The organism is Niabella hirudinis (assembly GCF_051201075.1).
GTDB classification, from domain to species: domain Bacteria; phylum Bacteroidota; class Bacteroidia; order Chitinophagales; family Chitinophagaceae; genus Niabella; species Niabella hirudinis.
In genome coordinates this window covers 207,537-227,276 of sequence record NZ_JBPEHJ010000009.1, presented here as the reverse complement: position 1 = coordinate 227,276, position 19,740 = coordinate 207,537, and the positions used below count along the sequence as shown (strand labels likewise).

At 46.6% G+C, this 19,740-nt stretch carries 17 protein-coding genes and 1 rRNA gene; 3 read left to right on the top strand and 15 right to left on the bottom strand.

Features of this window, described 5'->3' with window-relative positions; translation table 11 throughout:
• The 3 genes from GGU45_RS17020 to GGU45_RS17010 form a co-directional block, all read right to left on the bottom strand.
• A 16S ribosomal RNA gene (locus GGU45_RS17020) occupies positions 1–71 on the bottom strand; the annotation flags it as partial.
• A 639-nt stretch (positions 72–710) separates the two neighbouring features.
• Positions 711–1,298 (bottom strand): HD domain-containing protein, encoded by a 588-nt coding sequence (locus GGU45_RS17015; protein ID WP_435226755.1) that lies wholly within the window; start codon positions 1,296–1,298, stop codon positions 711–713.
• Entirely contained in the window at positions 1,291–1,830 is a 540-nt protein-coding gene (locus tag GGU45_RS17010) for an NADPH-dependent FMN reductase (RefSeq protein ID WP_435226753.1), read from the bottom strand. Before GGU45_RS17010 ends, GGU45_RS17015 begins: the two co-directional genes overlap by 8 nt.
• A 238-nt stretch (positions 1,831–2,068) precedes the next feature.
• On the opposite strand from GGU45_RS17010, the gene GGU45_RS17005 reads away from it, so the two are divergent.
• Together GGU45_RS17005 and GGU45_RS17000 are read left to right on the top strand one after the other, a co-directional pair.
• Positions 2,069–2,632, top strand: coding sequence for a YeeE/YedE family protein (locus GGU45_RS17005; protein ID WP_435226751.1), 564 nt, complete (start codon positions 2,069–2,071; stop codon positions 2,630–2,632).
• A gap of 16 nt (positions 2,633–2,648) precedes the next feature.
• A complete protein-coding gene (locus GGU45_RS17000) occupies positions 2,649–3,146 on the top strand; it encodes a DUF6691 family protein (protein ID WP_435226750.1) in 498 nt (165 codons plus the stop codon).
• A 205-nt stretch (positions 3,147–3,351) separates the two neighbouring features.
• Here GGU45_RS17000 and GGU45_RS16995 read toward each other — a convergent pair whose 3' ends face one another.
• The 9 genes from GGU45_RS16995 to GGU45_RS16955 form a co-directional block, all read right to left on the bottom strand.
• Positions 3,352–4,683: an FGGY-family carbohydrate kinase gene (locus tag GGU45_RS16995; protein WP_435226748.1), complete on the bottom strand. Its 1,332-nt coding sequence runs from the start codon at positions 4,681–4,683 to the stop codon at positions 3,352–3,354.
• A 189-nt stretch (positions 4,684–4,872) separates the two neighbouring features.
• Entirely contained in the window at positions 4,873–6,147 is a 1,275-nt protein-coding gene (locus GGU45_RS16990) for a sugar isomerase (protein WP_435226746.1), read from the bottom strand.
• Between the two features lie 83 nt (positions 6,148–6,230).
• Positions 6,231–8,348, bottom strand: coding sequence for a bifunctional aldolase/short-chain dehydrogenase (locus GGU45_RS16985; protein WP_435226745.1), 2,118 nt, complete (start codon positions 8,346–8,348; stop codon positions 6,231–6,233).
• Positions 8,349–8,369: 21 nt separating this feature from the next.
• Positions 8,370–9,452 (bottom strand): L-rhamnose/proton symporter RhaT, encoded by a 1,083-nt coding sequence (gene rhaT / locus GGU45_RS16980; RefSeq protein WP_435226743.1) that lies wholly within the window; start codon positions 9,450–9,452, stop codon positions 8,370–8,372.
• A 227-nt stretch (positions 9,453–9,679) separates the two neighbouring features.
• Positions 9,680–10,405, bottom strand: a complete 726-nt coding sequence (locus GGU45_RS16975) for a porin family protein (protein ID WP_435226742.1) — start codon at positions 10,403–10,405, stop codon at positions 9,680–9,682.
• 500 nt (positions 10,406–10,905) lie between these two features.
• On the bottom strand, positions 10,906–12,636 hold the full coding sequence (locus tag GGU45_RS16970) for a M56 family metallopeptidase (protein ID WP_435226740.1): 1,731 nt from the start codon (positions 12,634–12,636) through the stop codon (positions 10,906–10,908).
• Positions 12,633–13,022, bottom strand: a complete 390-nt coding sequence (locus GGU45_RS16965; RefSeq protein ID WP_435226739.1) for a BlaI/MecI/CopY family transcriptional regulator — start codon at positions 13,020–13,022, stop codon at positions 12,633–12,635. The genes GGU45_RS16970 and GGU45_RS16965 overlap by 4 nt, the downstream gene beginning before the upstream one ends.
• Positions 13,023–13,265: 243 nt before the next feature.
• Entirely contained in the window at positions 13,266–14,798 is a 1,533-nt protein-coding gene (gene mqo, locus GGU45_RS16960) for a malate dehydrogenase (quinone) (RefSeq protein ID WP_435226738.1), read from the bottom strand.
• 487 nt (positions 14,799–15,285) lie between these two features.
• Positions 15,286–15,618 carry a hypothetical protein gene (locus GGU45_RS16955; RefSeq protein WP_435226737.1) on the bottom strand — a complete coding sequence of 111 codons (333 nt, stop codon included), beginning with the start codon at positions 15,616–15,618 and terminating at the stop codon, positions 15,286–15,288.
• A gap of 178 nt (positions 15,619–15,796) precedes the next feature.
• Between GGU45_RS16955 and GGU45_RS16950 the strand changes: the two genes are divergently transcribed.
• Positions 15,797–16,231: a hotdog fold thioesterase gene (locus GGU45_RS16950; RefSeq protein WP_435226736.1), complete on the top strand. Its 435-nt coding sequence runs from the start codon at positions 15,797–15,799 to the stop codon at positions 16,229–16,231.
• Here GGU45_RS16950 and GGU45_RS16945 read toward each other — a convergent pair.
• The 3 genes from GGU45_RS16945 to rpsO form a co-directional block, all read right to left on the bottom strand.
• Positions 16,218–16,688, bottom strand: a complete 471-nt coding sequence (locus GGU45_RS16945; RefSeq protein WP_435226734.1) for a hypothetical protein — start codon at positions 16,686–16,688, stop codon at positions 16,218–16,220. The genes GGU45_RS16950 and GGU45_RS16945 overlap by 14 nt on opposite strands.
• A 138-nt stretch (positions 16,689–16,826) precedes the next feature.
• On the bottom strand, positions 16,827–18,995 hold the full coding sequence (gene pnp / locus GGU45_RS16940; RefSeq protein ID WP_435226732.1) for a polyribonucleotide nucleotidyltransferase: 2,169 nt from the start codon (positions 18,993–18,995) through the stop codon (positions 16,827–16,829).
• A gap of 309 nt (positions 18,996–19,304) precedes the next feature.
• A complete protein-coding gene (rpsO, locus tag GGU45_RS16935; RefSeq protein ID WP_435226730.1) occupies positions 19,305–19,574 on the bottom strand; it encodes a 30S ribosomal protein S15 in 270 nt (89 codons plus the stop codon).
• Positions 19,575–19,740: the final 166 nt, after the last annotated feature.

Here is a 19,740-nt window from a genome sequence, read left to right as displayed (position 1 = left end):
TACCCCTCGACTTGCATGTATTAAGCCTGCCGCTAGCGTTCATCCTGAGCCAGGATCAAACTCTCCGTTGTAAATGAGTTTGATTTACTGACTGTTTCAAAGTTATTTGAAGTCCGAAAACTCCAAATACAAATTAACGTGTCAAAAAATCCAAATGTATTTTGCTTTCTGACTTACCTTTCGTTGTCACACCTTAATGTGACTGAATTGTGCTATTGTTTCCATACTTTCAAAGAACTTTATCACTATCGCCAGAACTAACTGATCAACATGACTTTCGCTGATATCCAAGGACTCGAACCTCATCGCGCGCCTCAACGCTATACCATCTATCTTAAGAACTTATCCCCCTCTCTCCTCATCTTCGGGGTTGCAAAGCTACAAACCTTTTCTCATTCTAACAAAAATATTTTTGAAATATTTTTGACTTTTTTATTGTTTAACTCCCTGAAACCTAAGAACTTAAAAACCTAAACCGCGTTTCAATTGCGGAGTGCAAAGGTAGTGTTCTTTTTGTTTTCTTCCAAATTTATTTTTAAAATATTTTGGAAAATTTCAGCTTCTAACAACTTGTATTTTAAGAACTTATCAGTGTATCGAAGGGATATACTGTTTGATTTGGGAGTGCAAAGATAAGGGCCTTTTTTGTTCTGCCAAATTTATTTTCAAAATATTTCAAAATATCTTTGATCCCCTCTGCAAACCAATGCCTACTTTTTTAAAATCCCCTCCCGCAGGCTTTGCCTTAACAGCGCTTCTGCAAAGGCCCATATACGATCCGACCCCTCAGCAATGACTTTCTTCCTGCCCACCACCTGATCATAACGTACATCAAACTCCTTCCAGGTACCTCCATCATTTGACGCGTTCTGAAGCAAGGGTTCCAGCCGGTCCAGCGCCCGGGCAAATTTTGCCTCGGCAGTTTGCCCCGCTTCAAACTCTTCCCACAGCGCTATCAGCGCCGCCGCCTGCTCCCGGGGCAGTATTCCAAAAATCCGTTGGGCCGCCTTCAATTCCTCCGCTGTATTGCTGTGATTTTTTTTTGTATCGTAAAGGAATACATCACCGGCATCAATCTCAACAATATCATGAATCAGCACCATCTTCAACACCTTCAGCAAATCTACCGGTTCATTGGCATGCTCTGCCAGCACTATGGCCATCATCGCCAGGTGCCAGCTATGCTCCGCATCATTCTCCCTCCGGTCGCTGTGAAGCAGCCGGGTGCGGCGTAATATATACTTAAGCTTATCGATCTCTTTAATAAATGCTATCTGCTGCAGCAGGGATTCAATCATGGCTCATCCTTTTTTTAAACGCCTCTATAAATTGTTCAACCGCTTTTTGAGTGCCTGCATCGGTTATCTGTCCTTCCCCGTCCAGCTTGCCTCTTACCCCCTGTATCAATAATGTGGTAGCTTCCGTAAATGAAGCCCCCACTGTTTGCATAATCAATTTTAACTCCTCATGCCCCTTTGTGCCGCTGGCTGATGCAGTGATGAGCCCAACCGACTTGTCGGAAAATACGGTTGTGGACACACACCATTCAATCGCATTCTTTAACCCACTCGGAATACTGAAAACATACTCAGGCGTACAAATGAGTATTCCTTCAGCTTCTTCAATTTTTTTCCGCAATGAAATAACCGCCTCCGGCGGATCGGCAACGGCAGCCCGGGGATCAAAATGCGGCAAGCTCTTTAATGCATTGTAAAGATCCACTGTAAAAACGGATTTCGTTTGCGCCTCAAAGTACTGCGCCAGCTTTTCACTGCTGGAACCGGCACTGGCGCTGCCGATGAGTACTAATATATTTTTCCGCCGTTTCATTCGCTGTATTTTCTACTTCGTTGTTTTAACCGAATTTAATAAACATCCGGTCAAAATCCAGTGTTCTCTTTTTGAATCTCCGGATCAATAAACTGCAAAAATAATCATAACATGAAGTTTATCCGCCGTTTCATAAGGTAGTTGATTTGTGAGATAGCTGGTTCGTGAGGACACGAACCCGGACACACGAACCAATTCGGAAATATTCAATAGCTTAGCAGTTTAAATCGGATCTTCAATGTTAGAATTTATAAAACAACCCTGGCCCTGGTGGGTGGCGGGGCCACTAATAGGATTAATTGTGCCGGCATTGCTGTTGCTCGGCAACAAACCGTTTGGCATCAGCTCCTCGCTGCGCCATATTTGCGCGGCCTGTATGCCGGCAAACATCCCTTTTTTCCGGTATAGCTGGAAAAAAGAGATATGGAACCTCCTGTTTGTACTGGGTATTCTTCTTGGCGGCACGATTGCGGCTCAATTTCTTTCCGATCCGGAAGCGGTAAAAATGGCACCTCAACTGGCATCCGACCTGGAAAGGCAGGGCGTTACGGATTTTCATAACATGGTACCTGCAGATCTTTTCAACTGGCGCTCCCTGCTTACAGCCCGTGGGGCGATCCTGATGATTGCCGGCGGGTTCCTGGTAGGCTTTGGAACGCGGTATGCGGGCGGCTGTACCAGCGGGCATGCCATAATGGGTTTATCCAACCTTCAATGGCCCTCCCTGGTAGCCACTATTTGCTTTATGATTGGCGGTTTCTTCGCAGCCAATTTATTGCTCCCCTGGGTATTATCCCTTTAACCCCTAAAATTCAACCATGCTTAAAGAAGATAACAAGGCCCGTTTTCCCAAATTCCCGCAGGATGAGTTTACGGCTGCACCAGTTGGCGATGCAATAAAAAAGGGTACTCAATTGCGCTTTCTTATTGCGGGCATCATCTTTGGAATTGTTTTTACCAAGGCTGAAGTCATCAGCTGGTTTCGCATACAGGAAATGTTCCGCCTCCAATCCTTCCACATGTACGGCGTTATCGGGAGCGCGGTGGCGGTAGGAATGATCTCCATCTGGCTGATCAAAAAATTCAGGATCAAAACCATCGATGGAGAAAAGATCGAAATCGAACCAAAAAAATTCAATAAGGGACAGGTTTTTGGCGGACTGATCTTTGGTATTGGCTGGGCTCTTACGGGGGCCTGCCCCGGGCCTCTGTTTGCCCAGATCGGAACGGGAGCTACGGTTGTAACCGTTACACTATTAAGCGCCGTTGCCGGCACCTGGGTATATGGAAGGTTTAGAGAGAAACTGCCGCATTGAGTCATTTGGGATGCATACCATTCTTACCAACTTTTCTGGAGCCAGGTTTCAACCGCAAGGTGCGCAAGGAACTCGCGAGGTTCGCAAAGATATTTGACAACAGCCCGCTGTTGCGGGCATTGCGTATTAGCTGCGTCCCTGGCGTTAAAAAAAGATTACAAAAAATGTTATGCCCGCACGGCGACTTGCTTTAGCTACCCGGCCATTATTGCCCTGCATAATATTTCACTTTCAGCAACTGCCCCGCTTGCTCCCTGGTATTCCACGCGCCATGAATAGCCATCGCGGCACCCACTGCCGTAGCCTGTGATACGGAAGCGGCGTACACATCCAGCTCCGGAAAGACCCGGGCAATAAGATTCATAAACACTTCATTGTGGGCAAACCCTCCGTCTACATATAATTGTTTTACATCCTTATGCTGCAATACCAGTTCTGTAGAATGCTTTTGTTTTTTAACCAGGTGCCGGATCAGATCGTGATAGGCTTTGTCTACGGTGGCCTCGCCCAAAAACGTAAAATGTTCCGGCTCCGGCCCGGCATCCATCGTCTCCACCAGGTGCCGTTCAAAACGGATATTATGAAAATACTTCGGGTTCAAATGATAATATGCGGCAAGTTTTTTTACCTCTTCCTCATGCTCGTTGCCGGCAAAGAGCCGTGATGATTTTAACGGCGTACCGGTATAGGTAAGATAGGACAAACAATCCTGCTGCAATTCCTTTGTTGTTAACGGTGTTTTGTTAAACGGGTTCATCGATATGCTCCAGGTACCGGTAGACAACAATACAAAGGGTTCCTTTATCAGGTTCATATACGGGATAAAGGCTGCAGAACTATCGTGCAGCCCCACACCGCATTTCAGCAATTGCCCTCCCAGCTCCACGTTTATGGCTTTACCGGAAGAAAACAAGGGCGCCAGTTTACTGCGTACACCTTCATCTGTTACCCAACGATGGTAGTCGTTTTCATTAAAATTCCATAAAGCCGTATGACAGCCAATGCTGGTGATATCAGAAAACATTTTTCCATGAACCAGGAACCCGAGATACTGTGGTAAATGTAATGATGTACTGATCCCGCTAAACAGGTGCGGCAATTGTTCCTTGATGCGGTACAGCTGCAGCCCTGAATTCAGGTTGCCCAGGATGGGCGATGCGGTTTCTGTGGCAAACGCTTCCCTTCCCCCGTACCGGTAGTAAAACAGATCACTCAGATCTTCCGGAAACGGCTTTAGATAATTATACAGAGGCGCCACCGGTGCGCCTTCTGCATTTACGTGAACAAAACTGGCACCATAGGTAGAAAAGTTAACGGCCTTTACCTGTACCCGCGGGTCTGCCAGTTTAGCGGCCAGTTTATCCTTTACCCATTTGCCAATCAAAGCGATATCATCACAGGGAAACCCATCATCATCTCTTGTTTCATAAAAGTGCTGCACTTCTTCTTCAACAATTTCATAGTCTTCATTAAAAAAGAAAAATTTTTTATTCGTTTTGCCGATATCAAAAACTGCTATTCCCGGAATCGCGCTCATTTGTATGTTGGACGTTAGATATTAGACGTTAGATGCTAGACGCTGGATATTAGATGCTGGATATTAGATGCTGGATACCAGATGCTGGATACCAGATGTCAGATTCGAGATTTGAGTCGTTCACAAGAAGCGCCAGAGTGGTATCCAACCTGAAACGCCAAACATCAAACCTCAAACCCATCATCCCGGTTACAACCCCGTTGCCACTGCATTTTCGCCCCGCTCTTTTACGAGTTGATCCCGCACTTTCAACTGACGGAAGAGCGCGATAGGGTCCAGCGCCGCGCCGGCTCTTAGCCGCGCTTCAGCCAGGATGGGCCGCACATCCGTACGATAAGCCGCCTGCAGGATCTCCTGCGCCAGGGACACATCGTTTGATTCCCGCGCCGCTTCTAATTGTGCAGGATCTACCAGCAGCGCCTGGGTATAAGCGATCTTGATGGCTTCCACACTTTGCAGCAGGTCTTCCAGCGGATCTTTTACATTGTGGCTGGCGTCAATCATCCATCCCAGGTCCTTTGTATGATCCATTCCCCGGGCATCCATTCCATCTACCAGCTCCCTGAAAATAAGGAATAACTGGTAGGGTTTAATACTTCCCACGGTAAGATCATCATCACCATACTTGCTATCGTTGAAATGAAACCCGCCGAGTTTTTTCTCATTCAGCAGCAGCGACACGATCTGCTCAATATTGGCGTTGGGCAGGTGATGACCCAGGTCTACCAGGGTGTAGGCTTTGGTACCCAATTTGCTGGCAAAGAGGAACGACTGTCCCCAATCACCTACGGTTGTTGAATAAAAATTAGGCTCAAAAGCTTTGTATTCTACAAATACTTTCCAGCTTTCGGGTAATGCATTATAAATTTCTCCAAGGCTTTCCAACGTATTGTTAAAGGCTTTGCGGAAATTTAATTGCCCCGGAAAACAGGAACCATCCGCCAGCCATACAGTCAGTGATTCCGACCCCAGTTCCTCTCCATATTTGATTACTTCAATATTATGATCAATGGCCTGTTGACGCACGGCTTTATCCACATGCTGCAGGGAGCCGTATTTATAACTATGCGCCTGCCCCGGCTGATCCTGGAAGGTATTGGAGTTCATGGCATCAAATTTCAGGTCCAGCTGAGCTGCCAGTTTTTTTAATGCCGCTGCGTCCTTAGGAATATCCCAGGGAATGTGCAGGGAAATGGCGCCGCTGGACCGGTTAAACTGGTGCAGCAAACCTACATCTTCCAGCTTTTGTTCCAGCGTAGACGGCTCCCCCCTTCCGCCAAACCGGCCAAAGCGGGTGCCTCCGTTTCCAAGCGCCCATGAGGGAATGGCCACCTGAAAATCTGTAAGTTTTTTCAATATCGTATCTATCCCCGCTACATTCCCGGAGATGAATTCAAAATTTCGTTGATGTTGTTTCAGCAATGCATCATTATGCTGCTCTATCTGATTTTTTGTTAATAGCATAAAAAATACTTTTGATCTTAAAAAACGAGTTGACCGATTAGAAAATCATCAACTCTTGTATTGCTTGTTATATGAAGACGTTATTATCGTACAAATGCCGCGGCTACCCCGCCATCCACATTCAACACGTTGCCGGTAGATTTATTAAGCAGCCCGCTTACAAATACGAAACAGGCATTGGCTATATCTTCCGGAAGGATCACCTCATTCATCAGGGTACGTTTTGCATAGTAGGCCGGCAGTTCTTCCACCGTAATGCCATACGCTTTGGCACGCCCTTCGGCCCAGCCTCCGGCCCATATATTGGAATTGGCGATTACTGCATCCGGATTTACTGAATTTACCCGTATTTTATCGCCCCCCAGTTCCGCAGCCAGCAGCCTCGAAAGGTGTGCCTGTGCAGCCTTGGCAGAACCATAACCGGCATTATTGGGCCCTGAGACCATCGAATTTTTTGAAACAATATTGATGATATCGCCACCAATTTCCTGCTTACGCATAACGGCAACGCCCTGTTTGGAAACCATAAACTGACCTTTCACCAATATATCATACAAACGGTCCCACTCTTCAATGGTATGATCAGTGATGGATTTTGAAATACTGATGCCGGCATTGTTTACCACGATATCCAACCCGCCAAAGGCCAGTACAGCTGCATCTACCGCTGCACTTATCGAATCATTATTAGTGACATCCAGGACCACAGCAGCGGCGGCATCTTTGCCAAAATCTTTCCGGAATGCTGCGGTAGTTTCATTTACACGCTCTTCATTGATATCATTGATTACCACACAGGCGCCTTCCTGGGCAAATTTGCGGGCTATCGCCTTGCCGATTCCGCCTCCGCTGCCGGTGATCAGCGCGATCCGGCCGCTAAGTGGTTTGGGCTTAGGCATGCGCTGTAATTTTGCTTCCTCCAGCAACCAGTACTCAATATTAAACGCTTCCTGCCGGGGCAGCGATGTATATTCGGAAATGGCTTCGGCCCCGCGCATGACGTTAATGGCATTGGTATAAAACTCCGCAGCCACCCTTGCCGTTTGTTTATCTTTTGAGAAGGTGAACATGCCCACGCCCGGGTAAATGATCACAACCGGGTTGGGATCCCGCATGGCCGGACTATTGGTATGCTTGCAGGTGTTGTAGTAATCGGCATACATTTCCCGGTAGGCCGCAAACAATGGCGCTATCTTTTCTTTAATGGCAGCTACATTACCCAGGTCCTCTGCAGGTTCCAGGTTTAATACCAATGGGCTGATTTTTGTACGCAGAAAATGATCGGGGCAGGAAGTACCCAGCGGCGCCAGCCGGTCCAGATCATTGGAATTGATAAACTGCAGCACGCGCTCATCATCGGTAAAATGCCCCACCATCTTTGTATAGGAAGAACAGAAACCGCGTAAAACAGGCGCCAGGGCCGCCGCTTTATTTATGCGCTCCGCAGCCGGCAATGCGGCTAATTTTTCTCCGCCAAAAACAGGCTTTTCCCCTGCCTGCTGTTCGATATAATCCGCACACTTCTCAATCACCTCCAGGGTATTCACATAGCTTTCATAGGCCGTATTGCCCCAGGTAAACAAGCCGTGAGACCCTAACATAATGCCGCGGATCCCGGGGTTGTCATCCAGGCATTGTTTTAATTGCAGTCCCAGGTCAAAACCAGGTTTTTGCCAGGGCACCCAGCCGATGGTGCCGCCAAATAATTCTTCAGTAATCCTTTTGCCATCCCTGGCCGCTGCAATAGCGATAGCAGCATCCGGATGCAGGTGATCGATATGCCTGAAGGGCAGGAAACCGTGCAGCGGAGTATCGATAGAAGGTGCTTTAGATGCCAGGTCATAAATACAATGATTAAACAATTCCACCATTTCATCCTCATGCTCAATGCCCCTGTAAATTGCTTTCAGGCTCCGCAGGCGATCTACATACAAAGCCGCCAGGCCACTTTTTTTCAACGTACCAAGATCGCCGCCACTGCCTTTTACATACATGATCTCTTTGTCGTCATTGGTAAGCGGATCCTTTGCCGTTACCTTGCAGGAAGTGTTGCCACCACCGTAGTTGGTCAGGCGAAGATCTGCCCCCAACAAATTGGAGCGGTAAATCAGCAGCGCTACTTCATCGCCCGCCATTGCAGCAGCGGCAGCTTCATCCCATAAATAACTTACGTGTTTAAACATTTTCGTTTCTGCACTCATATACTAAATTCTTTTTTTATACTATTTTAATGAGTTTCCGTATCCAACCAGCAGCACGGATACCAGGATAATGATAATCCCCAACACTACGGTGGTAAAGGTTTTCCGGCTCACGCCCTTCCATTCTTTCAGAATCAGCCCCCATACATTGGCAATTAAAATAATAAACGCCATGTGCAGGATCCAGGAGCTGGGTCCATTGCCCAGTTTACTTTCTCCCATGCCGTAGAAGAAGAACTGCAGGAACCAGGTAGTACCCGCCAATGCGCAAAAGATAATATTTGAAAGTAAGGGCGTTTTGCGATTGGTATAATCTCCAAAACTTTTATTGCGTGCGTTTAATACCAGGCACCAGATGAGGTTGGTGGTTAGCCCTCCCCATAAGATGACCACGTAGGATACATTATTCTGATAAAGAAACTCTCCCTGCCCGGGGTGTGCAGCCTTCCATAATTCATTGGCAACATCCGCCATCGGCTTGCCGGCTTCAATACCGAAATTAAAGCAAGCGCTCAGTACACCCGAAACGATGGCCACCACCAACCCGAGGCCAAATTTGTATTCATCTTTCCCCGACAGATGATCATGCTCCTGGCCTGCCAGCTCCTTTTCCTTTCGCATACCGGCCTTACCAGAAATAATGATACCAATGATGCATACAAGCAAGCCCAGCATCACTACCTTACCCCAGCTGCTGCCGAACAACAATCCAATGGTATCCTTTCCATCAGCAGGATTTAGCTGGTAGTAGATAGCGGGGATCAGGGCTCCAAAAACCATACACAGCCCCAGGATAATGCTGCTCCCCAGCGATACGCCCAGGTAGCGGACACCCAGCCCATAGGTAAGTCCTCCGATTCCCCAAAGCAACCCGAAAAGATAGGCATACCCAATGGTAGCCCCACCCGCTGTGCTGATGATTTCGGAAAAATTGGGGATCGTTAACCAGGCAGCCAGCGGAGGTACAATTAACCATGAAAATATCCCGCCCACCAGCCAATACGATTCCCAGGACCACCCCTTTACTTTCTTATAAGGAATGTAAAAACTACCGGAGGCAAATCCCCCGATAAAATGAAATATAACTCCCAATAATGCGTTCATGAATTTCTTTTAAGCAATCATTAAAACTCAAAAATATCCGGTTTAAAACATATCACCGTCATGTACTGTCATGGTTTCTCCTGCGTTTTAACAAAATCTTAAACCCGGCAACGATTGCATTAAAAATAAACCATTGAACGCCCTAAATAAAAAAACCGGGAAGGCGGAAAGTCATTGTTTATCTGACTACCCTGCCCTACCGGCCAAACCCTGTTTTGCTGATCTTCCTAAAACTTATACCCGATCGACAGTCCAAAGTTGTTGTTCTTTAAAACCTCCTCCGGTTTTTTGCCATCCGATTTTGGCTCCAGGTTTGTTAATCCCAGCTGCCCGTTTAGCTGAACCGAAAAGCGATTCATGAACTCATACCCAAAGAGTAAATTTGCACCCACATCGGCCCGCTTACCAAAGCTCATTTTATCGGCATCACTGCTAAAATCATTATAATCGTTGGCAAACTCAAGCTTCCCGGTTTCTGTACCGTAAGCATCTGTTACCCTTTTAAAGTTTCCGCCCAATGCATAGGAAAAATACGGACCGGCTCCAATGAGCAGGTTACCGTTTCCGGCTGCAGGCTTAAAAATAAAGTTTACGGGTACTTCCAGATTATAGGTGTTTAGCCTGGTGTAGTCTCCTGCTGCGGCGGGTGCATAATCATTTGCATTAAAATACTCGTGTGCATTTTTTTCCAGCTTTGCACCCTTCATGCTGAACAGGGCGCCGGGCTGTACGTAAAATTCATCGGCAACCGGAATATCAAATGTAAGGCCGGCGTTAAATCCCGGGGTTAATTTAGCGCCGTCAACGGTTTTTCCGTCTGCATCTTTTATCGTAAGATTTGAAAGATTAACGCCGGCGCGCACTCCTACAGCTACCTGTGCACTAACGGTACCGGCAACCATAACCGCAGCCGCTACCAGGAGGGATTTCAGAACAAGTTTACTTTGCTTCATAACTTAAGATTTTGTTGTTGGTCAAGACACTATATCTTAAGCAATAGCTGCGCCAATCTGGCGAATCACCTGCATTTTAAACATTCATTGACAGTTGAGGGCAGGTAGCGTAAATATTTTCTTAAAATTATGAGGGTCTATTGCATGCAATCTCAAAAGATTTCGCAAGTGCGTCAGGTTAACATGCAAACTGTACCCGCCGCATAGCGGCAGATGAATATTGTAAGAGGGGGGTAACCCGTCTCGCCATCCAGACGAAGGGTTGAGAGCCGTTAGCCCGAAATATCTGCCGTGCCTATGGCACTCACATCTGCCTTTTGGCTGCCAACATCGCGCTAAAGCACTACGTTCCAAAATCTATCCGGGGCTATACCCCTCAAAGCCTTTAATAGCGCGGATTTGCCGGCATGCTTACATCCCCTTAACCTGTGACGTCAATGCAAAAGCTTTCGGCGCAAAGAAGCGGAGGCGCAACGACACGCGGGCCGTCGCCGGCGCAGTTACTCGGAGATTATCTTCATCTCTGTCATGGAGCCGGGCAACTTCTGGCCTATCACCGTTTTACCCGGAACAAACGGACGCCCATCAACCAGCAGGTCCTTTACACGTCTGCCGTTGAATGTCATATTTCCCACGGAATCAATTACCAGTTCCGGAAGCTCCCTCAATAGCTGTTTTGAGGGTACTTTACCAGTCCCAAAATGGAGGGTATCGCCCGCCCGGAGTTGTATTTCAAACACCGTCAATGAGGTCCCTGCCCCGGAGCGGGCCGATGCTGGCGGCGGCGGTGGCGGCAGCGGCTCTAATGGTCTTACACTTTTCTTTTGTTCTTCGGTCATCTTCCCATAAATCGTACGAACGCGCTGCGTCAGCTTTTTATAATCCTCCGTTCCCGCCCGCATTCTTCCCAGTTTACTTAACAATGTCTCATAGGTCTTTACTTCGCTGTCAGTGGCGCCAGTGCCTCGCAACATATCGGCCTTGTCAGCAGTCGTTGGTCGTGGCACACTGTCCGGAAGTGTTACTCCGTATTTTTTTTCAAAAACGGCTCTCTTCTCTTCACTGGAAACATCCTCAATAACAGATTTAAAGCGTTCGAACACGACAATCGCTGTTGAAACCTTTTGATCGCTGGCCTTCAGCACCAGGTTCTTTGCACCCTTTGGCAGTTTCATACTTCTCAGTTGAGAAGAGATGGTATGCCGCCCGTCAAAATATTCGAGGATCACCGGCCACTCCGAAAACTTATGCTGAGTTTCCCATGTAAATGGCGGTGGTGGCGGTGGTGGCAAACGCGATGGAACCGTATCGCCTGCCTTCGAAACTACTGCCCTATCCAGCGCCGTCGTTTGCGCATATACCCTTTCGCTAATGAAGAACACCAATATTGCAAGTAAGGGAATTACCGCTAATCCCAACAGCAGGGACCTCTTTTTGCTAAATTTTTTATTTAACATGATCAATCGTTTTTTTGTGATATAAAAAGTAAAATGGCTTGCGAGCTCCAACGGATACTGCATCATTGTACATTGCAATAAGACCCGCTGATAATGGTGCACATTACCCCATTTTTTTACTACAGCCGCATCTGCCAGGAGTTCATGGTTGATCTTTACAGATCGCTTGTATAAATAAATAACCGGGTTAAACCATGTCATTATCTGCAGCAACTCAATAAACAAAATATCCCAGCTGTGCTTTTGTTTTATATGTGCCCGTTCATGCTCTATTATTTCGGTTTTTATCTTCCCCGCTTCATACTCCTGTTTGTTTAAGAAGATCGTGTTCAGAAAACTATGAGGAGCAACCGGTTCCGGAAGTAACACCAGCCGGATCTTTTGCAGGTACGCTGCGGGGTACTGTACCTTGCGTTGATGCAGCTTTTTGATATTCCTTGAAAACCGCAGCAGCAACAGAACGGATATCATTACATAAAGAACACCCAAAATATAAAAAAGACTGCTGCCATAAACCGGGGCATCGTCCACAACAACATAAGAGGTTTCAGTAAACGACTGCAGCGGCTCAGCTCCGGTTATTGCAGGTAAAACCGGCACCGCTTCCGGAGCCTTTACCGTTATGGAGATCAACGGTACCCCAAAAGACAATACCAATGCTGCCAGCAGATAGATACGGTTGAACACCAGCATTCTTTCTCTTTGAAAAAGCAGGGCGTACAGCGCGTAAAAAGCACTGCTGCATACAATCATTTTTAAAAGATAGAGGATCATTTTTTCTTTTTTTGACCGGGTAACGACTGTATCTGCTGATCTACAATTTTTTTCAGTTCCTCCAGTTGCTCCTTGCTCAACCGGGCCTCTTTGGTAAAAAAGGAAGCAAATTGCAGGACAGAGTCGTCAAAATAATTTTTGATCATACTGTTTACATGCTTCGAAAAATAGTCCGCCTTTTTGATCAACGGGTAGTATTCCCTCGAATTACCATACTGGGTGTAGCTGATTACGCCTTTATCCGTCATGCGTTTCAAAAGCGTAGCCACCGTAGTACTTGCCGGCCTGGGATCAGGAAAGGCATCGATCAGGTCTTTCATAAAGGCCTTCTCCGCCTTCCAGATATATTCCATCAGCTGTTCTTCCGATTTTGATAATTTTATCATTCTACAAATATAGATTTGTTTCTACAAATGTAGAATAAAAATTAAAACAAAAAAATTTTCTTTTATTTCTGCCACAGAAACGCTGAAACGCCGATATCGTTTACCCTGCCGATGCGTTTACGGCGCCCCCATTAGCCCAAACGCTTCTGCAACGCAGTGCTTCTATGGCAACACAGACAGGAGTGCACAAAAAAGCCCCCGCGCTGCGGAGGCTTTATCAAATCATTTTATCCTCTTGATTACTCAGGCATTTTCCGTTACATCCATCCCCTCAGGCACCGGCTCTTTCCAGTTCAGTTGCAGCAGTTCGCAGGTTTCTGTCCGTACCTGGTAGCGCAGCGCATCATTCTCTTCCAGGTTTTGCCCTAAAGAAGGGATCATTGCTTTTAATTTTTGGCTCCATTTGCCATTAAACCGGTCGGGGAAGCAACGTTCCAGCAATGTTAGCATAATAGATACCGAAGTAGATGCACCGGGAGAAGCGCCCAGCAATGCGCCGATGGTGCCATCTTCGCTGGTAACGATTTCTGTTCCAAACTGAAGCGATGCCCCTTTTTCTGCATCTTTATAAATAATCTGTACCCGCTGCCCCGCTTCCTCAAGCTTCCAGTCTTCTGTTTTGGCCCCGGGGTAAAATACCCGCAGCGCTTCAATACGGTCCTCAAAGGAAAGACTCAGTTGCTGCACGAGGTATTTTTCCAGCTCATAGTTCCTGAGTCCCACCCGCATCAGCGAAACAATGTTCCAGTATTTGATCGATTCAAAAAGGTCCCAGTATGAGCCTTCTTTCAGAAACTTGGTAGAGAAGGTGGCAAAAGGTCCAAACAGGATGGAAGTATCTTCTCCCATCACCCGGGTATCCAGGTGCGGCACGCTCATAGGGGGTGCGCCCACCGATGCCTGTCCGTATACTTTTGCATTATGTTTGCGTACCACTTCGGGGTTGCTGCAAACCAGCCACTGCCCGCCTACCGGAAAACCGCCATAGAGTTTGCTTTCGGGGATATCGCTGTCCTGCAGCAGATGGAGGGAGCCTCCGCCGGCGCCAATAAATACGAACCGGGAATAGTAAATTGATTTTTCGCCGGTTGACAGGTCTTTTACCTTTACTTTCCAGCGTCCATCGTCCTGGCGGATCAGGTCATATACTTCATGCAGCAGATGCAATTCCGTATTCCCTTTTTTCACCATATTATCGATAAAGATCCGGGTCAATGCTCCATAGTCTACATCCGTACCTAATCCGGTATAAGTAGTAGCAATCTTTTCCGACCCATCGCGCCCCTCAACTACCAATGGTATCCAGCTCTTAATTACTTCCGGATCTTCGGAATATTCCATCCCTTTAAATAAGTTGAATTGCTGCAGCGCCTTATAGCGTTTCCGGAGATACTTTACATCGTTTTCTCCGCGTACAAAACTCATGTGCGGCACCGTGCGGATAAAATCCTGGGGGTCATCGATCTGGCCATCCTTTATAAGGTAAGACCAAAACTGCTTGGATTGCTCAAACTGTTCCGTAATATCCAGCGCTTTGCTGGTGTCGATGGTTCCATCTTCTTTTTCAGGAGTATAATTTAACTCGCACAGGGCCGCATGCCCGGTACCCGCATTGTTCCAGGCATCGGAGCTTTCACCGGCCACCTTGCCCAGGCGCTCAAAAATATGCATCGAGTGTCCCGGTTCCAATTCATTAATAAAGGCACCGAGGGTTGCGCTCATAATCCCGGCACCAATCAATACCACATCCGTCTCTATTTCTTGTCTTTTAGCCACATTCAGCGATTTTATTCATTAAGTGTGTGCAAAATTAAAAAGAACCGGAGAAAGTATGGCTTACGAAAACGTTATACTTTTTATTTTATTTCAGGAAAAAAGCCCCGAGATACGGTTCATCTTATTTTTTCTGTTCCGATAAGGCAGCGGTTGGTTTGAAACATTTTTTTTCAGTATAGAAAAATTGTTACAGAATTGAAACAGTATCGGATGTAACAAATAAAATTGTTACACTTTTATTGTTACACGCCATCAAATCCTGTTTCTGATCCCATCTATCTAAATCATACCATAAAATGAATGAATGAAAGAAGTCTGTTGACAAACCATAAACGGGATCAGGGAAAGGAATTATTAGAAAATTCAGAGACCGGAGTTTTCAAAGCAGTGTTCTCCCGGTAAAAAATATAAGGGCTGCAACAGCAGATCCTGCTACAGCCCTTACAAACATGTTCCACTTTCCCAAAATCCGGGAGCGGGTTTAGGCTTACTCCTGTGGCTTATTGGCAAACTTCTGGAGCAGCCCGGGAAGCGCAGCAGCAATAGCACCGGTAACCGCCGGGGGCAGTCCAAATTTTGAAGTAAGGGAACCAATCAGCCCGCCTTCAAGTGCGCTGGTTACTGCGCCGCCGGAACCGATTGCATTTTTTAAGGTATCCAGAATACCTCCGCCTTCGGCCGGTGCCGCTGCAGCTGCATTGCTGACATGGCTGGCAATTTCATCATGAATAGCGGCTTCCTGCTCCGGAGTTACAGCACCGGCAATATCCGGGTGCCCCGCCAATTGGCTTTTTACTTCATTTAAGATTTCTTCAAACATGGTAGGATTTTTTTTAAATGGATCGTTAAGTTACATTGATTTCACTATACCCGAAATTAAATTATTGCAAAAATGGACAGGCGGCTCTTTTTAGCGATGAACTATCGGCCGGCAGCTCATCGCTGACACGATCATCTTTGCCGCGATGTACTAATTGATTACTTTTAATAAAAAAGCCATGATCTGGAAAAAACCAGTTGATACAGCGCAGCTGAATCACACCCCTGAATATATGGGCAGCTACCTTGGCATAAAATTTACGGAAGCCACGGATAACAGTCTTACTGCCACCATGCCGGTTACAAAGAAAGTGCACCAGCCTTACGGCATTCTTCATGGCGGCGCATCGGTTGTATTGGCCGAAACGGTTGGCTCTTATGCCAGCAGCCTGGTAGTGGACAACGACCGGTTTATGGTAGTTGGGATGGAGGTCAATGCCAATCACCTGAAACCCGTTGTCGCCGGTTTTGTACAGGCTGTTTGCAGCCCGCTGCACCTGGGAAATAAAACCCATGTATGGGATATCCGCATTTACAATGATGCGGGCGAACTGACCTGCATAAGCCGCCTGACGGTTGCCGTTATTGAAAAACGGGCACTCAGTCCCTCTTAAATTTATAGATAACGGTATTAAAATTATTGCTAACCTCGGCTTTAAACTTATTGGTGCCGGTAAAATAAAGGTTATCAAAATTTTCAGAAAGCAGCTGCTGATCTTCTGTATTGGTGGCCGAAAGCAACAGGCTGTGTTTTTGTTCCGACTGCTGCTTACCCTCGCTGTCAGTTACCGTAACGGTATATTTCTTCAGCCTCCAGGTACCGGTATATTTTGCCCCCGATTGCCGGGTATAAAGAAAGGAACCATCGGACATAAACTGAAACCGGCCTTCGGAATAAACAATTTTTCCGCTGCCAAACCCGGCTTTATTCGTATCATATAGCTCCCATTGCCCGATGATGCGCTCATCATAGGGTTTAAAAAAATCTTTGCTGCAACCTGCAACAATGACCAGAAATAATAAAGGCAGTATTCCGCTCTGCAACAATCGCGCTTGTTTTACAATAGACATTTCCAGGGATTTTGGTGTTCTAAAGTTACACTACCAACAATGTAAAAGCGATTGCCCGGCCTCTTTTAACAAAGATTTCAGTCATAAAAAAAGACCTCCGCCGGAGCGAAAGTCTTTATAATAGCGTTTAACGATCGATTAATTATTTTCCGGAGCGGGGCCTTCTTTGCGTTCCGGACGGGGAATTAACGCCTTGCGGGATAATTTGAATTTTCCGGATTTAGGATCGGTACCAATCAGTTTCACCTTCATGGAATCGCCTTCTTTTACCACACCCTCAAGGGTCTCCAGGCGTTTCCAGCTGATTTCGCTGATATGCACCAGCCCTTGTTTTCCAGGCAGGAATTCAACAAACGCTCCAAATTCCTTGATCCCTTTTACCACGGCATCATAAACCTCGCCTACCACCGGTACGGCAACAATACCCTTGATCCAGTTTTCAGCTTTTTCAACTGCGGCTTTTTCTACACCGAAGATACTGATCTCACCGCGATTGTTTACTTCTTCAATATTGATGGTAGTACCGGTTTCCCGCTGCATTTCCTGAATCACTTTACCGCCTGGCCCGATCACCGCGCCAATAAATTCCTTATCGATGAACATCTTCACCACGCGCGGCGCATGCGATTTCACTTCCTCACGTGCTCCCGGAATAGCTGTGTACATCGCTTCAAGGATATGAAGACGGCCGGCCTTGGCTTGTTCCAGCGCCTGTTTCATCACCTCCATCGGTAATCCGTCTACCTTAATATCCATCTGCACACCGCAGATACCATCGCGGGTACCGGTCACCTTAAAATCCATATCACCCAGGTGATCTTCATCACCCAAAATATCGCTTAAGATAGCAAACTTATCTTCTTTGGTAATCAACCCCATCGCGATACCCGAAACGTGTTTGGGCAGCGGTACACCAGCATCCATTAATGCCAGTGACCCGGCACAAACTGTAGCCATGGAGCTGGATCCGTTCGACTCAAGAATATCGCTTACCACGCGTACCGTGTAACCAAAATCCTCTCCATCTTTGGGCATCATTTGCTTTAGTGAGCGCATGGCCAGGTTTCCGTGTCCTACCTCGCGACGGCCGGGGCCCCGCATCATTTTTACCTCACCAGTCGAAAACGGAGGAAAATTGTAATGCAGGATAAATTTGGAATATACTGATTTGGCAGCAGATTCAATCAGCAGTTCATCTAAAGCAGTACCCAATGTTACTGTCGTAAGCGACTGTGTTTCACCGCGGGTAAACAATGCAGATCCGTGTGGAGAAGGCAATACATCTACTTCCATATCCAGCGGGCGGATTTCGGTAAGCGCCCGGCCATCCAGCCTAACACGCTCATCGAGGATCATATCCCGTACCACATCATATTGCAAATCATGATAGTAGCCCTTTGCCATTTTCTTTTGATCGCCGGTAAAAGGCGCTTCTTCCGTAGCAGCTTCCTCAAAGCTTTTCAGCAATGCTTCTTCAATAGCAGCAAACTGGTCAGTACGCTCATGCTTGCTCAGCTTTCCTTTGGAAACAGCATAAACCTTATCTTTTGCAAAACTGTATACTTTTTCGCGAAGCACTTCATCCTGAGCCGGTTTTGTATAATCACGTTTACCAGCTATGCCTTTTAAATCGCGCAGTTCTTCCTGGGCTTTGATCTGGATCCGGATTGCATCATGCGCCACTGCCAGGGCTGCCACCAGGTCGTCTTCACTACATTCTTCCGACTCGCCTTCCACCATCATCAGGTTCTTTTCAGTAGCCGCGATGATGAAGTCCATATCAGACTGCTCCATTTCGGAGCGGGTTGGGTTGATTTTAAAGGCGCCATTTACACGGCCCACACGCACTTCGCTGATGATCTCCTTAATAGGCACATCCGAAACCGCCAGTGCTGCGGAAGCAGCCAGGCAAGCCAATGCATCCGGCATAATTTCCGGGTCGCTGCTCACCAATGTGATCAGTACCTGCACATCGCAGAGGTAATCATCAGGAAATAACGGACGCAGGGCCCGGTCGATCAGGCGCGAAACCAGTACTTCGTAATCATTCAGGCGGCCTTCTCTTTTAAAGAAGGAACCCGGGATACGCCCCGCTGAAGCAAATTTTTCCTGGTAATCTACTGTTAACGGGAAAAAACTCTGGCCCTCTTTGGGCTCTTTATTAGCTACTACCGTAGCCAGGATGATGCATTTGCCCATGGTTACCGTTACGGAACCATCGGCCTGGCGGGCAAGGCGACCGGTTTCAATGGTCACTTCCCTTCCATCTCCTATATCAAATACCTTTCTTATAGGCTGTTGTAACATAAAATAAATTTGAAATTATTATTAATTATGGATCTGGTCCTGAATGCTTACGCTGGCTCCGATTATTGTTCTTGTTCCGGCATCAGAACCCGCCGCAGTTCTGGTACAGAACGCCGATCCGTTATTGGTGTTCCGGCCAGGACGGTTGTGATTTCTTTCTGGCAAATGCTATTTTCTGAAAGCGCCCCGGCGATAAAAAGTTATTCCCAATATCCGATGGACATTGGGAATAGATATTATAATAGCATTGATCTGCAATAATCAAAAACCGGATAAAATATTCACCAATACCCCTTCGGGATGGTGCATTTATTTTCTCAGACCCAGCTTTTCGATTAAAGCACGGTAACCAGCCAGGTTATGCTTTTGCAAATAAGACAGTAAACGTTTACGCTTACCAACCAGCTGCATCAATCCGCGGTGTGTAGAGAAATCTTTTTTGTTTTCTTTTAAGTGTGCACTGATCTGTGCAATACGCTCAGTAACCTGAGCAACCTGTCCTTCAATAGAACCGGTGTTAGTGGCTTTACCGCCAAATTCGGTAAAAATTGCTGCGTTTCTTTCTTTTGTAATTGGCATCTTTAAACTTTTAAGGGATCATCCGATTTTTTCTATTCAATATTTTGGCTGCAAAGGTAACGCATAAAAGGGAAATTGCCAATTAAATATCAGTCACCGTTTGGGAGGCGTTGCCCAACATTAAATAATTAGATATCAATCCATTACAAAAATCAAATATCCGAAT

What these genes read in the sequence shown, in the direction of transcription:
- GGU45_RS17015 (WP_435226755.1), bottom strand. Translation starts at nt 1,298, where the DNA reads ATGATTGAATCCCTGCTGCAGCAGATAGCATTTATTAAAGAGATCGAT.
- GGU45_RS17010 (WP_435226753.1), bottom strand. Translation starts at nt 1,830, where the DNA reads ATGAAACGGCGGAAAAATATATTAGTACTCATCGGCAGCGCCAGTGCC.
- GGU45_RS17005 (WP_435226751.1), top strand. Translation starts at nt 2,069, where the DNA reads ATGTTAGAATTTATAAAACAACCCTGGCCCTGGTGGGTGGCGGGGCCA.
- GGU45_RS17000 (WP_435226750.1), top strand. Translation starts at nt 2,649, where the DNA reads ATGCTTAAAGAAGATAACAAGGCCCGTTTTCCCAAATTCCCGCAGGAT.
- GGU45_RS16995 (WP_435226748.1), bottom strand. Translation starts at nt 4,683, where the DNA reads ATGAGCGCGATTCCGGGAATAGCAGTTTTTGATATCGGCAAAACGAAT.
- GGU45_RS16990 (WP_435226746.1), bottom strand. Translation starts at nt 6,147, where the DNA reads ATGCTATTAACAAAAAATCAGATAGAGCAGCATAATGATGCATTGCTG.
- GGU45_RS16985 (WP_435226745.1), bottom strand. Translation starts at nt 8,348, where the DNA reads ATGAGTGCAGAAACGAAAATGTTTAAACACGTAAGTTATTTATGGGAT.
- rhaT (WP_435226743.1), bottom strand. Translation starts at nt 9,452, where the DNA reads ATGAACGCATTATTGGGAGTTATATTTCATTTTATCGGGGGATTTGCC.
- GGU45_RS16975 (WP_435226742.1), bottom strand. Translation starts at nt 10,405, where the DNA reads ATGAAGCAAAGTAAACTTGTTCTGAAATCCCTCCTGGTAGCGGCTGCG.
- GGU45_RS16970 (WP_435226740.1), bottom strand. Translation starts at nt 12,636, where the DNA reads ATGATCCTCTATCTTTTAAAAATGATTGTATGCAGCAGTGCTTTTTAC.
- GGU45_RS16965 (WP_435226739.1), bottom strand. Translation starts at nt 13,022, where the DNA reads ATGATAAAATTATCAAAATCGGAAGAACAGCTGATGGAATATATCTGG.
- GGU45_RS16955 (WP_435226737.1), bottom strand. Translation starts at nt 15,618, where the DNA reads ATGTTTGAAGAAATCTTAAATGAAGTAAAAAGCCAATTGGCGGGGCAC.
- GGU45_RS16950 (WP_435226736.1), top strand. Translation starts at nt 15,797, where the DNA reads ATGATCTGGAAAAAACCAGTTGATACAGCGCAGCTGAATCACACCCCT.
- GGU45_RS16945 (WP_435226734.1), bottom strand. Translation starts at nt 16,688, where the DNA reads ATGTCTATTGTAAAACAAGCGCGATTGTTGCAGAGCGGAATACTGCCT.
- pnp (WP_435226732.1), bottom strand. Translation starts at nt 18,995, where the DNA reads ATGTTACAACAGCCTATAAGAAAGGTATTTGATATAGGAGATGGAAGG.
- rpsO (WP_435226730.1), bottom strand. Translation starts at nt 19,574, where the DNA reads ATGCCAATTACAAAAGAAAGAAACGCAGCAATTTTTACCGAATTTGGC.